This window comes from uncultured Rummeliibacillus sp. (assembly GCF_934216135.1).
Taxonomy (GTDB): Bacteria; Bacillota; Bacilli; order Bacillales_A; family Planococcaceae; genus Rummeliibacillus.
Genome location: NZ_CAKQBI010000012.1, coordinates 43,067 through 56,721, shown reverse-complemented (window position 1 = coordinate 56,721; position 13,655 = coordinate 43,067). Strand labels below are relative to the sequence as shown.

Genomic DNA, 13,655 nt, shown 5'->3' with positions numbered 1-13,655 from the left:
TTTTATATGAATTCTCATTGAAATCGATTATCATAGGAATATAGTTTATGTTTTCATTGGAGGCATGACATGAAAGGGACAACTTTAGACCTTACGACTTTGCATAATATGGCTAATTATTATAGTGAGTTAGATACAAATGCATTTAGTTTCGTAATTCATCGCATGGCAGATACATATTCTGTTGTTTTTGTGAATGATAGATGTAAAAAGCAGTTTGGAAATCTTCAAAAAGAACATCAAATTGCAAAGGATTATTTACCAAAAGATATTTGGTTACCATTAAAGACATTGCTAGAAAATACACAAAGCAATATCGTAACAAAACAACTTGGAGAAAATTATAAAATCACATTATTAGTAGTTCATGAAGAAAAAAATTCTTACTATTTTTGTGCCTTAAATAATACAAAACAAGCCTCACCTTCTGTATTGTTTGAACATAATTTAGATCCAATTATTACGATTGAGGCTAATGGTACTATTATCGATGCTAATCATATAGCGAACGGAAAATTTGGTTACAAAAGTTCTAACATAAATGGTAAGTCCTTTTATGAATTCATCTCGGTATTTTCAAAAGAAACTGTGCAAAAGTTCATTAAAAATACGGTAAAGTTGCAAAAGCCAATTGAACTAGCGGAATGTGGTTTTAAAACAATCGATGGGAAAACATTAAATATATTCGCTAAGAGTATTCCGATAATCGAACAACAACAAGTAAGCAAAATATTGTTAATATTACGAGATATCACACCTTATAGCTTGGAAAATTCATGTGTTACGTATCTAACTTATCATGACCAATTAACTGGGGTATGGAATAAGAAAGCACTAACCAAGCATTTTCAAGATTTTGTAGAAACAGCTAAGCAAAGAAAAAATAAAGTAGCAATCATGTCCATTGATCTGGAACGTTTTAAGAAGATTAATGAGACGTATGGATCTGCTATTGGAGATGCTATTTTATGTGAAGTGGTCAATCGTATCTCTAGATTAACTAGTGAGTCTAGATATTTATATAGATTAAACGGTGATAATTTTATTTTTGTTATTCAAAACGCTACGAAAGAAGAGATAAAATCTTATGCAATCCAAATCATTAATATTTTAAAGGAGCAGTTTATAGTAGAGGACTTAGAATTATCTATATCAGCATCTATAGGTATTGCGACTTTTCCAAATGATGGAGGAAATGTTGATGAACTAATAAGAAAATCAAACCAAGCACAACTCTACGTAAAAGAAAAATTGCGCTCAGGATTTGATTTTTACCATAGTGATATGGAAGAGCAATTTCGAAATACGGCCCTCATGGAAGCACATTTACGTAGAGCAATTGAGAAACAAGAGCTAGAAGTATATTACCAGCCGCAAATTGAATTGGAAACTGGTAAAATTACAAGTTGTGAGGCATTACTTCGGTGGAAAAATCCAAAATTTGGATTTGTTTCTCCTGGACAGTTTATACCGATAGCCGAAGACTCGGGTCTCATAATTGAAATTGGTGATTGGGTAATAGAACAAGCTTGTAAACAGTTAAAAGAATGGAAACTTTGTGGCATTTCCAATATAAGAATAGCTGTCAATATTTCACCTAAACAATTCAGAGAAGCTAAGTTATCTTCTAAAATTTTCCAATATTTAAGTGAATATGATGTTAATCCTAAAATGTTGGAGCTTGAAATTACCGAAAGCTCGATGACAGATGCCGAAGATACTATGATCATATTAAAGCAGCTAAAAAGCATGGGGCTTATTATTTCAATTGATGACTTTGGTACAGGCTACTCTTCGTTAAGTTACATAAAAAGATATCCAATAGACATTATTAAAATTGATCAATCGTTTATAAGAGATATGGATAATGATGAAAAAGATAGAGCAATAGCCAAGACAATTATTCACTTGGCACATAGTCTTGGGTTAGATGTCATTGCAGAAGGTGTGGAAAAAGAAGAACATGTTGGATTCTTAAAGGATCAACAATGCAAAAAGGCACAAGGCTTTTTATTTAGTAAACCAGTTCCAATCGATCAATTGATGAAAAACATACCGTTATCCTAACTTATATATGAATTTAAAGACGATTTAAAGCTAATGAAATGGCTTTAGCCGTCTTTATTTTTTTTATTGTATTAACTCACCTTGATTATTTGGAGGAAAAACTTTGATAGTTTTTAAATGTGCAATAATACAATATTTTTCATGAATAAAGTGGAATATAAAGTGGAATAATAAGCACTAAAAAAGAGAGAAGGTTTTCTATGGGCGTATGGACTTGGCCATTAATATTTGTTGTGATACTGATTAGTGCGATTTCTTTTATATGGACGTTAAAAATTGCAAAAAATCAAGGAGCACAAAGTGGACCTTATGATGAATCGTATTCGGAAACTGTAGAAAATAACCCAACAATGTTAAACCCCATTATTTGGTGTTATATTATTTCTGGTATTTTTATGGGGATTGTCATTATATATTATATTCTGCTCTATAGATAAAAATTGCGCTCATAGCATGGCAATTTTTTAGAAATACGAAAAATGTAAATGCTTTCACGTACAGTATTGGAAATCTTTGAATACTATATGGTAAGATGAAATTGTAGTTTTGTTCGATTTTGAACAAGTGAAGGAGTAGAATACTATGATTTCTATGACTAGTAAAGATTTCCTTGAAACACCTATAGCAGATTTAATCATTTCTTCTGAAAAAGTTGCGCATGTCCAATTAGGAAATAGTGCAGAACACGCATTGCTTGTACTGACCAAAACAGGGTACTCATCCATCCCAGTACTTGATGCACAATACCGTCTACATGGTTTACTTAGTATACGCATGATTACAGAATCTATATTAGGGCTCGATCATATCGAATTTGAAAAACTAAACGAAATAAAAGTAAATGACATTATGGACACGAAAGTGGCGACATTAAATATTCATGATAAATTCCAAAAGGCTTTAGATCTTGTTATTAACCATGCGTTCTTATGTGTAATTGATGATGAAGGAAAATTCGTAGGTATTATGACGAGACGTGTAATTTTAAAGCAATTAAAAAAACATATTTATCAAGTAAATAATTAAATATGAAAATTAAGAAAAGGTCCTTATCAGGGCCTTTTCTTTTTGCTTTTAAGATATTTGGATTGAAAATTCATCAAATCTGTATGAAGATAAGTATAACTGGTTTTATGAAAAGGAGGTTCTTTGAATGACAACAACAGAAGCTCAGATCATCAAAGTGCTTTCTGAAGAAGGGAATATGCGAAAAGCTGCTGAACGATTATTCTTGTCCCAGCCAGCCTTATCCCAACGTTTACAATCCATTGAAAAAGATTGGAGTGCTCAACTTTTTATACGTTCACAAAAAGGATTGACACCAACACCAGCCGGTGAACTAGTTATTCAATACGCTATTGAAATAATTACAAAAAAAGAAGAAATTTATGAAAACATTCAATCATTAAATTCAAAGGTGCATGGTACATTGAAAATCGCTTGTGCATCTATTGTTGGCCATACGTGGTTACCAAAAGTATTAAAGGATTTTGTGACACAATATCCAGATGCCAAAATATCTCTTATAACTGGATGGAGTTCAGAAATTGTAAAATCACTTTACGATGGAGAAGCACATGTTGGGATTGTACGTGGCCACACAGATTGGAAAGGTGCCAAACAGCATCTTTTTCGAGATACATTATATTTAGTAGATACGGAAATAAATTCGATAGAGGATGTATATAAGACAGAAAGACCCTTTATCCAATTTAAGAGTGATTCGAATTATTATCAAGAAATTCAACAATGGTGGCAAAGACATTTTCCGTCCAATCCTCGTCACCAAATCACTGTAGATCAAATTGAAACTTGTAAACAAATGGCGCTGAATGGAATAGGGTACGCTATTTTACCATCCATTACATTAAGCGGAAAAGAAGAGGTCAATAAGATACCATTAACAAATAATGAAGAAGAATTTGAGTTAACCCGTGACACATGGCTAATTGGTTATGAGTCTTCATTTGAACTTAGACAAGTAGCAGCATTTGTAGAGCTTGTGAAAAAACATGCAGAATGTTTGTATGATTATTCAAAAAATAAATGAAATATTCTTGCTTTTCGTGTACAATAAGGGCATATTTTCAAATTTATAGGGGGAATTGTCGAATGCAAAAATTAAACGCGCAAGAAATTATTTCGTATTTAGCAAATGCTAAAAAAGCAACACCTGTAAAAGTCTATATAAAGGGTGAGAATGTTTCATCTTTAGCATTTGGAGAAAATAGTAAGGTTTTTGGTGAAGGCAATTCTATTGTAGTATTTGGTGAATGGGCTGAAGTACAACAAACTTTAGAAGCAAATAAGAATATTATTGAAGATTATGTAGTTGAAAATGATCGCCGCAATTCTGCTGTACCAACTTTAGATTTAAAGGGAATTAATGCACGTATTGAACCAGGTGCAATTATTCGTGACCAAGTAACGATTGGTAATAATGTTGTTATTATGATGGGAAGCGTCATTAATATCGGTGCTGAAATTGGTGATCGTTCAATGATTGATATGAATGCAGTATTAGGCGGTCGTGCTACAGTAGGTAAAGATTGTCACATTGGGGCAGGTGCTGTACTTGCAGGTGTGATTGAGCCACCTAGTGCAGATCCAGTAATAGTAGAAGACAATGTAATGATTGGTGCCAATGCAGTTGTATTAGAAGGCTGCAGAATTGGAGAAGGTGCTGTTGTTGCAGCTGGTGCGATTGTGACAAAAGACGTCCCTCCATATACTGTAGTAGTAGGTGCACCTGCAAAAGTTATTAAAGAAATCGATGAAAAAACAAAATCTAAAACAGAAATTATGCAAGATCTTCGTCAATTATAAGAGGGGTTGTTACGATGAAGTCTTTATTGGAAATCAGAAGGGATTTACATAGAATTCCGGAAATAGGCTTTCAAGAAAAAAAGACACATAGATATTTGCTCAATATAATTGAACAATTGTGGAAGCCATATTTTAAGATTGATACATGGAAAACAGGTATCATTGTTACAATTACGGGGAAAAATCCACAACTTAAAATAGGTTGGCGTACGGATATCGATGCATTGCCTATTAAAGAAAATACCGGATTACCGTATGAATCTGAGCATCCTGGTTTTATGCATGCATGTGGTCATGATTTTCATATGACAATTGCACTTGGATTAGTAGAAGCCTTTTCGAAAGAACAACCAGAAAATACGATTATCATCTATTTTCAACCAGCAGAAGAGGGACCAGGTGGGGCAAAACCAATGCTAGAGTGGATGCAGAAAGAACGTCCAGATTTAGTTCCTAACTATATTTTTGCAATGCATATTGCACCAGAATATCCAGTTGGTACGGTTGCTACACGTCCAGGAATGCTTTTTGCAAATACATCTGAATTATTCATCAATCTTCAAGGAGTTGGTGGTCATGCTGCATATCCTCACCATACAAAGGATATGTCGGTTGCAGCCGCAAATTTAATGTTGCAACTCCAAACGATTGTTAGTCGTAACTTAAACCCGCTAGATAGTGGAGTTATTACAATTGGCAAAATGACTTCAGGATATGTCCAAAATGTAATCGCAGAAAATGCAAGATTAGAGGGCACAATTCGTACAATGTCCGCAGACTCAATGTCGCTTATTAAGAAGAGAATAGAAGCGTTATGTAAAGCAACTGAAATTGCTTTCGAATGTAAAGTAGAAATTGACTATGGCTCTTCGTATTATCAAGTATATAACCAAGAACAATGTGCTAAAGCTCTATTAGCATGCGCTGAAGAAACTGAAGGAGTCGTACCTTATGAATGTCCACCTGCAATGACTGGTGAAGATTTTGGTTTCTTCTTAAAAGATATTCCAGGTGCCATGTTCTGGGGCGGTGCCAATACAGAATATGGATTACATCATGCTTCCATTCAACCTGATGAAGATTTGATCGAAGTAAATGTACGATTTGTTGAACGTTTTTTACGATATTATGGTATATAAAATTTAAAATAGTAAGAGCTGAAGGATGACCTTCAGCTCTTTTATTTTGTAGAAAAATGTAATTTATTATCGAATGTGCCAAAAATGGAACCTAATATAATGAAATTTCGTATTAGTATCAGAGAGAAGAAAAGGAGGCGTTTAATATGAAGCAGAGATTGTTGATACTTTTTACATGTGTGGTCTTATTTATAAATATTTTATCAACCTTCTCATTAGATGTATCGGCAAAATCCAATCTGACTGTTAAAGTGCATTCAGGATTAGACAATAAGGCGAAAGAAACAAAAGGTCTTCCTGTATTGTTGACTATAACAAATAAGGGGGATGCATTTTCAGGTGAGATTGTCATTGACAATGAACATGTATATAGTGGTGGAATGGGAATCGTTACACCCTTAGAAATCGGATCAAATGAAACGAAGTCTATTAAAATTATGCTAGATTATTTTTCAAACCAATATTCAAATAATTTAGGTAAAAATCAAATGATTCATATATATGAGGGTAATTGGAAAACAGGAAAAGAAATACGTTTTACCGGCGACGAGGAGATTAACCCTCGAGTTTATGATAGAAGTAATAATTTCATCTTAACTTTTACGAATAGCACTGACCGTTTATCTGCACTTTCATCGACTTCCTCAACTGATTCTACGGAAATTATTCATCTCGGTGGATTGAAACAAGATATAATACCTACAACTGCAAAGGGCTGGTCAATGGCAAATATAGTTGTTGTCGACGAATATTCAATTTCTTCTTTGAAGGAAGAAGAACAACAATCCTTGTTAGAGTGGGTAAAATTAGGTGGAACATTGCTAATTGGTGCATCTGACAATTTAGATGGGGAAATCGGAATATTCAAAGATTTTTTACCGTTATTCTTAAGCGATGAAACAGTTAAAACACAGTCTAAAGATATTCAGAAAAAGTTTAAAGATGTTAAGCTTTCTAATGAGATAGTTTCCTATAAAGCAAAAAAAGCAGACGCAGAAGTAAAAACTATTCTGGAACTAAATAATCATATTTTAGCTGCAAAAAGTGGTCTAGGAGATGGGCAAATTATTCAAACAGCTTTTTCATTGGGTGATGAGCCACTTTCTACAGAAAAAAATTATGGAGAATTATTGCAAAGAATTATTCCTTTCAATGCAATTAGTAATATTAATGCAAATTACCAATTTGCAAACTTTACAGAGGGGAATACTTCTGTGAATGAAATGTTCCCGACATTTCAAGTATCAACCTTACTGTTAATTATCATTATTGCGATTTATATTATCGTTGTTGGACCATTATTGTATTTTCTCTTGAAAAGGAAAGACAAACGAGAATATGCTTGGTGGATTATTCCTGCACTTTCATTGTTCATTTCTATTTTAGTATTTGGATATGGAGCAAAGGATCGATTATCAAAGCCACAAATCCAACAATCAGCTGTATATAAGATTGATGGAGACGATAGCTTGAATGGCTATTATATGAATTCGTTATTAACGAATAGCAGTGGTGATTTCACATTTACAACGCCAACAAATAGTACGTCAACATTGATACGTAATTTTAATAATGGAGGAACAATTCACAAACAAGGAATTTTAGAACATTATCAAAAGGAAAATAAAATTACAGTACTTAATAATCGCTATTGGTCTGTTTCAACAATTGCTGGGGAGATGCAAATGAGAAATGTAGGTAGTTTTGATATTGATATTGAAGTAGAAGACAGTGCGATCAAAGGAACTGTAAAAAACAATTTACCCTATACTGTAAAAGATTTATCAATATGGTATGGAAGCCAGTGGTTGAAGTTAGGTTCCATCAAACCAGAGCAAACGCTGAAGATTACCCAAACGTTTAATGGAGCTCTTTTATTGCCTGCAATGCCAATTTACTCAAATTATCCTAATCAAGTGAAAAATCAAGAAGATATCATGAATGGACGTAAGGAAATGTTAAAAAATGCTGCTTATGACTTAATCGTAGGAAAAGAGCAACCTGCACTCGTAGGATGGGTAGATGATGCTATTACGCCGATTTCTTTAAAAGACAGTAAAGCAGACATGTCAAATGTCAATTTGCTCGTTCAAAGTTTTAACCCAAAAACAAATTTAACAGGTGAGTTTGTATTACCAGCTAATTCTATGACTTACGATATCATTCCTACTTCTAATTCAGCTATGGCCGATAGACCTGAAAACAGTTCATCTTGGTACATTGAGGAAGGTACCTATGATTTCGATTGGGTGATTCCAGAAATGCTGCAAGATAAAAAATTCAAATGGACAGAATTACAGCTAGCTAATACAGATCCCAAAAATGTACAACTCCAGATTTTAAACGTAAAAACTTCAAGTTTTGAAGCTATTAATGATGGTAGGTTCACAATTACAAAAAATGTTAAAGATTATATTTCGGATGAGGGTCTTATCAAATTTAAACTTGATAGGAAAATGTCTGATGATCAACATACAAACATTCCTACTCTTCAATTAAAAGGGGAGGTTAAACAATGATAGAAATAAAAGGATTAACCAAAAAGTATGGCTCATTTTACGCCTTAAATGAGCTCAATCTCACTATAAAAGAAGGGATAGTTTTTGGATTTGTCGGTGCAAATGGAGCAGGTAAATCCACAACATTTTCAATATTGTCTACATTATTACAACCTACAGATGGAGAAGTGACTATTGATGGTATTAATATAATGCAAAATCCAGAAGAGATTCGCAAGCTAATTGGTTATATGCCAGACTTTTTTGGTGTTTATGATCAATTAAAGGCAGAAGAGTATTTAGATTTCTTTGGTTCTAGCTATGGTATTCCTGCTAAACAAAGGGAAAAATTGATCCCTCAATTATTAGAGTTAGTAAATCTGTCACATAAGCGTTATGAATATGTAGATGTGTTATCTAGAGGGATGAAACAACGTTTATGTCTCGCTCGAACGTTAATCCATGACCCGAAAGTTTTAATATTAGATGAACCTGCATCGGGACTAGATCCAAGAGCTCGAGTGGAAATGCGTGATATTTTAAAACAGTTGAAAGACATGGGGAAGACTATTTTGATATCTTCTCATATACTTCCAGAACTTGCTGAAATGTGTGATGAAATTGGAGTAATTGAACAAGGTAAGCTAATTGCACATGGTTCTGTAGCTGAAATTCAAGCACAACTTATGGGTGAAAAATATATTTCAGTGAAATACAAAGCTGGATATGACATGAAAATGGCGAAACAATACTTCGAGGAGATCCCGTTTGTCTCTTCTATTGAAATTATAGATTACAAGGTGAATTTCCGCTTTAATGGTACAGATGAAGATCAAATGAAATTGTTAAGGAAGATGGTTGAACATGAATTACCGATTCTTTCTTTTGGTGAGGAGGAAAAAGATTTAGAAGATGTCTTTATGGCAATTACAGAGGAGGTGGAAAGGGTATGAAATCCACATTTAATAATCCAGTCCTAATAAAAGAGTTAAAGCTTCGTTTTCGTTCGTTTAAAAGTTTTGCAGGAATCTTATTTTACCTTTTAGTTTTAAGTATCTTTGTTTTTGGGTTTATCTTTATTTCTACGAATTTTACTGGCAGTGGATTCATCAACCCTGAACAAAGTGTTATTTTGTTTGGCATGTTAACATATGTACAACTTGCGTTAATCTTATTTATCACACCCGGTTTAACAGCAGGAGCTATTAGTTCAGAACGTGAGAAACAAACTTTGAATATTTTACTAACAACATCTCAAAGCTCGTTCCAAATTATTTTTGGGAAAGTGAGCTCATCTATAGTATTTCTGTTTTTGCTTTTAATAGCTGGGTTACCACTTTATAGTTTAGTTTTTCTTTTTGGTGGTATTTCGCCAGGACAATTATTAATCATTTTCGCTTATTTAATCGTAACTATGATAACGATTGCGAGTATTGGCATTATGTTTTCGACGCTAATTCGTAAAACGATTATTTCAATGATTACGACATATGGAGCAATGTTATTTTTGACGGGAATTACGGCATTTTTCTTTATGATTGGTATGAGCATGGTGCAAAACACTCCACCTTCGCAGATGAGTCCAGCACCTTTGACACATTTTTGGGCAATGATTAACCCAATCGCTTTAATGATGACATTAATCACTCCAGAAATGTCAGATTCCCTTTATGAGTTAACAAAAATTCATTTTCCAGTTTGGGCTGGATATCTGATTTTTTATACTTTGATTACTAGTCTTTGTTTATGGATTGCATTGAAAAAGCTTCGTGTAAATATGAAAAAGAAAAAATAGGGAGTGTGTAAATGAGCAAACGTAGTAGTCAAATAGCTAATGCTGTTCAAAAGGCTCGATATAGTATGCTGTTTGAGTATTTTTTGAAAAATAGTCAGCAAGTGATTGTCTATACCTTATTATTGGCATTTCTAATTTTGCTTCTATCTCGCTTTTTTGTCCTTCCTTTTTATCAAGAGATTGCAATGGGGGTAGCTGTTATAACATTTTTTATAGCAGCTTTCTATTTATGGTGCAAACGACCATCAAAAAAGCAATCATTAGATGTTCTGGATGAATATTTTCCAGACAACTTACTGCGTACAGTGTATTCGATAGAGGATGTAAATACACCTTTAGCACAAGAGTTAATAAAACGGACAGAGAAAAAAACAACAAGTGCAATATCTGAATATAAGAAAAGGCAAAAAAATTTATGGGATTTTAAGTTAATCATTTCTAGTACGGCCATTATTTTTGGGATTGCAATATTGTCCCTCTTTCCTTCTGCATCACAGCAACTTGCAAAGACTTTTAAAGAAGAAAAAATCATGATAGCAAAGGTGAAAAAGGATATTAGTGAAATAAAGAAAAAAGCACACTCAAAAGAAACAAAGAATGCAATTGAGAAACTTCAAAAGGATTTAAAAAAGTCAAAAACGACTGAAGAAACATTACAAGCACTAGTGAAAAAGCAAAAAGAGCTAGCACTAAAAAAACAAAAACTTGAGGAAAAGAAAGTTTCTAATGGAAAAGGATTATCAAAAGAGGAATTAGAACAGTTAAAAGATTTAAGGAAAACAACTACAACACTTTCAAAAAAAGTTTTACAAACCCAAAAAGTATTAAGTCAATCTGGAACATCAATCAGTCCAAGCTTACAACTTGCATTGAATCAGTCAGCACAATCAAATTCATCTCTGGCACAAAGTCAAAATTCATCTTCACCATCAAATGCCACCAATAACACAACAAGTAGTAATCAAAGCGGTGATCAAAATCAGTCACCTTTACGATCTGGTAACCAAAATAGCCAAACACAATCAAACGGTCAACAAAGTAGTAGTAACAATGGAAGTACTAATAATGGCACTAACAGTAACAGTGGTAGCAGCAGTGGAAATAGTAATGGAAGTGGCAACGGAAATCAAGGTAAAGGCACTGGCATTGGTTCTAGCGGTGTTGGTGCAGGTATAGGTAAAGGGAATAGGGATTTAATAGCTATTCCAAAACGCATGGGGGAAAAAGGAAAAACAACGATTGATAGTGGAAAGTTAAATGGAGGAAGCCCTCAATCTATACAAGAAAGTAATAATGCGAAAATTTCAAGAGGATCTGTCCGCTCATACAAAGAAGTGGTAGGCAATTATAAAGATTCTTATATGCAAACAACTGAACGTTTGCAACTTCCAGGAGAGTTGCATCAAATTGTTCAACAATACTTTTCAACCGTTGAGAAATAGTAGGGGGAATATAATGACATACACTGCAGAGCAATACGAACAAACAAGTAAACAGTTAGAGCAAGTGAGAAGAGAAATTGGACGATATATAGTTGGGCAAGATGAAACAATCGACTTCACGCTATACGCAATATTAGCAGATGGTCATGCACTGTTAGAAGGCCTTCCAGGATTAGGAAAGACAATGCTTATTCGTACAATTTCTGAGGTTTTAGATTTATCTTTTACGAGGATTCAATTTACACCTGATTTGATGCCAGCAGATATTACAGGTACAAGCATTATAGAAAGAATGCCTGATGGAACATCTCAATTTAAATTTAAAGAAGGTCCAATTTTTAGCCAAATGGTACTTGCAGATGAAATAAACCGTGCAACCCCAAAAACGCAAAGTGCTTTGCTAGAAGCGATGGGTGAAAAAACAGTGACAGTTCTAGGTGACACGAAACAAATGTCAAAGCCTTTTTTCGTTCTAGCCACTCAAAATCCAATAGAAATGGAGGGAACATACCCACTTCCGGAAGCACAAATGGACCGTTTTCTATGTAAGATTCAAGTTGCTACTCCAACCAAAAAAGAATTGATAGAAATTATGAAAAGAACGACAGGTGTTAACAAAACTGTGCTTGAAAAGAAATTATCAACAAACCAACTAATAGAGATTCAAAAAATGGTCAAAGAAGTCATTATTGCTGATGATATGTTGGAATACGCTGCTGACTTAGTTGTTGCTACGCATCCGGATCAAGAAGATGCACCAGAAATAGTACGGCAATACGTGGAGTATGGAAGTGGTCCTCGTGGTTTACAAAGTATTATTAAATTAGCAAAATCAAGAGCTCTGATGAATGGAAGATTCCATGTTTCAATTGCAGATATAAAAACGGTCGTTAAACCTGCTCTTCGTCATCGCTTACTATTAAATTATGAGGGTGAGGCTTCAGGACTAAAAGTTGATGATATAGTTGACCAACTTCTCGAAGCATTACAACAAGGACAAAAAGTATGAACATAAAAAATACAATATTACCTCCAGAATGGAGTAGTAAGATACGCAGGTATTGTTTACAAAGTCATTCTAAAATACGTGGTCAATATAAAGGTTCTCACCGCTCACAACGCTTTGGTTCATCATTAGAGTTTTCAGATTTTAGAGAGTACCACTCCGGTGACGATGTACGCCAGATTGATTGGAATGTCTATGCACGAACTGAAAAATATTATATTAAAAGATTTTTGGATGAACAAGAAATGCGTGTTCATATTCTTTTAGACACTACAAAGTCGATGTCCCAAGAAGTTAAATGGATGGTCGCAAAACAATTAACAGTAGCACTTGGTGCCATGGTACTAAACCAAGACGACCATTTATCATTTAGTTTTGTTAGTGAAAAAAATGTCCCTCCTTTTAGAAGAAAAGGCGCAAGCTTTCAAAAAGCATTTGAACAAATAGTAGCTCAGCTTGAGGAGCCTACTATAGCTGGTGATTTTACTGATCATGCGATGAAAGTCATTCCAAAAGATTTAACAGTATTAATAATTATTTCAGATGGATTAGAACCTATTGAAAAGTGGCGAACTTTTTTGAAACAAACGCCAAAGGTTGCTGGAGATATACGTTTTTTACAAATACAAACTACTCAAGAAATTGCCCCAGCTTATACTGGGGATGTAGAACTTCTAGATATGGAAACAAAAGAATCCTTAAATGTTTCGATGTCTCAAACAGTGTTCAATTCATATCAACAACTGCGTGAGCGTCATCAAAGTCAATTGATAGCGTTATGCCAGCAATATGGAATTTCTTTTTTGCCAGTTAACACGAATGATGGAATCCAGCATATATTATTCCAACAATTGTTAAAGGTACATTGGATTGGGTGAGGTG

At 34.0% G+C, this 13,655-nt stretch carries 12 protein-coding genes; all 12 read left to right on the top strand.

From position 1 onward, the window contains the following. Positions 1-69: 69 nt before the first annotated feature. The 12 genes from Q0977_RS09720 (at position 70) to Q0977_RS09665 (ending at position 13,651) form a co-directional block, all read left to right on the top strand. Positions 70-2,067: a GGDEF domain-containing phosphodiesterase gene (locus Q0977_RS09720; RefSeq protein WP_299513160.1), complete on the top strand. Its 1,998-nt coding sequence runs from the start codon at positions 70-72 to the stop codon at positions 2,065-2,067. 200 nt (positions 2,068-2,267) lie between these two features. Beyond that, entirely contained in the window at positions 2,268-2,504 is a 237-nt protein-coding gene (locus Q0977_RS09715) for a short-chain dehydrogenase (protein ID WP_119414701.1), read from the top strand. A 145-nt stretch (positions 2,505-2,649) separates the two neighbouring features. Continuing rightward, a complete protein-coding gene (gene cbpB / locus Q0977_RS09710; RefSeq protein WP_119414702.1) occupies positions 2,650-3,093 on the top strand; it encodes a cyclic-di-AMP-binding protein CbpB in 444 nt (147 codons plus the stop codon). A gap of 127 nt (positions 3,094-3,220) precedes the next feature. Next, positions 3,221-4,117: a LysR family transcriptional regulator gene (locus Q0977_RS09705; protein ID WP_119414703.1), complete on the top strand. Its 897-nt coding sequence runs from the start codon at positions 3,221-3,223 to the stop codon at positions 4,115-4,117. 62 nt (positions 4,118-4,179) lie between these two features. Beyond that, complete coding sequence (gene dapD / locus Q0977_RS09700) at positions 4,180-4,893, top strand: 2,3,4,5-tetrahydropyridine-2,6-dicarboxylate N-acetyltransferase (protein WP_119414704.1); 714 nt, start codon at positions 4,180-4,182, stop codon at positions 4,891-4,893. A 14-nt stretch (positions 4,894-4,907) separates the two neighbouring features. Further along, positions 4,908-6,032, top strand: a complete 1,125-nt coding sequence (locus tag Q0977_RS09695) for an N-acetyldiaminopimelate deacetylase (protein ID WP_119414705.1) — start codon at positions 4,908-4,910, stop codon at positions 6,030-6,032. Positions 6,033-6,178: 146 nt separating this feature from the next. Further along, entirely contained in the window at positions 6,179-8,551 is a 2,373-nt protein-coding gene (locus Q0977_RS09690; protein WP_124217596.1) for a hypothetical protein, read from the top strand. After that, the gene (locus Q0977_RS09685) at positions 8,548-9,483 is read left to right on the top strand and encodes an ABC transporter ATP-binding protein (RefSeq protein WP_299513152.1); all 936 of its coding nucleotides are present in this window, start codon (positions 8,548-8,550) and stop codon (positions 9,481-9,483) included. The genes Q0977_RS09690 and Q0977_RS09685 overlap by 4 nt, the downstream gene beginning before the upstream one ends. After that, positions 9,480-10,325 (top strand): ABC transporter permease, encoded by an 846-nt coding sequence (locus Q0977_RS09680; RefSeq protein ID WP_299513148.1) that lies wholly within the window; start codon positions 9,480-9,482, stop codon positions 10,323-10,325. Before Q0977_RS09685 ends, Q0977_RS09680 begins: the two co-directional genes overlap by 4 nt. Before the next feature lie 11 nt (positions 10,326-10,336). Next, positions 10,337-11,767 carry a hypothetical protein gene (locus tag Q0977_RS09675; RefSeq protein WP_124217598.1) on the top strand — a complete coding sequence of 477 codons (1,431 nt, stop codon included), beginning with the start codon at positions 10,337-10,339 and terminating at the stop codon, positions 11,765-11,767. A 13-nt stretch (positions 11,768-11,780) separates the two neighbouring features. Next, positions 11,781-12,776, top strand: coding sequence for a MoxR family ATPase (locus Q0977_RS09670; RefSeq protein ID WP_299513145.1), 996 nt, complete (start codon positions 11,781-11,783; stop codon positions 12,774-12,776). After that, a complete protein-coding gene (locus tag Q0977_RS09665; protein ID WP_124217600.1) occupies positions 12,773-13,651 on the top strand; it encodes a DUF58 domain-containing protein in 879 nt (292 codons plus the stop codon). The genes Q0977_RS09670 and Q0977_RS09665 overlap by 4 nt, the downstream gene beginning before the upstream one ends. The last annotated feature ends 4 nt before the right edge of the window (positions 13,652-13,655 follow it).

Coding starts and splice junctions, on each gene's coding strand:
- Q0977_RS09720 (WP_299513160.1), top strand. CDS start 70: ATGAAAGGGACAACTTTAGACCTTACGACTTTGCATAATATGGCTAAT.
- Q0977_RS09715 (WP_119414701.1), top strand. CDS start 2,268: ATGGGCGTATGGACTTGGCCATTAATATTTGTTGTGATACTGATTAGT.
- cbpB (WP_119414702.1), top strand. CDS start 2,650: ATGATTTCTATGACTAGTAAAGATTTCCTTGAAACACCTATAGCAGAT.
- Q0977_RS09705 (WP_119414703.1), top strand. CDS start 3,221: ATGACAACAACAGAAGCTCAGATCATCAAAGTGCTTTCTGAAGAAGGG.
- dapD (WP_119414704.1), top strand. CDS start 4,180: ATGCAAAAATTAAACGCGCAAGAAATTATTTCGTATTTAGCAAATGCT.
- Q0977_RS09695 (WP_119414705.1), top strand. CDS start 4,908: ATGAAGTCTTTATTGGAAATCAGAAGGGATTTACATAGAATTCCGGAA.
- Q0977_RS09690 (WP_124217596.1), top strand. CDS start 6,179: ATGAAGCAGAGATTGTTGATACTTTTTACATGTGTGGTCTTATTTATA.
- Q0977_RS09685 (WP_299513152.1), top strand. CDS start 8,548: ATGATAGAAATAAAAGGATTAACCAAAAAGTATGGCTCATTTTACGCC.
- Q0977_RS09680 (WP_299513148.1), top strand. CDS start 9,480: ATGAAATCCACATTTAATAATCCAGTCCTAATAAAAGAGTTAAAGCTT.
- Q0977_RS09675 (WP_124217598.1), top strand. CDS start 10,337: ATGAGCAAACGTAGTAGTCAAATAGCTAATGCTGTTCAAAAGGCTCGA.
- Q0977_RS09670 (WP_299513145.1), top strand. CDS start 11,781: ATGACATACACTGCAGAGCAATACGAACAAACAAGTAAACAGTTAGAG.
- Q0977_RS09665 (WP_124217600.1), top strand. CDS start 12,773: ATGAACATAAAAAATACAATATTACCTCCAGAATGGAGTAGTAAGATA.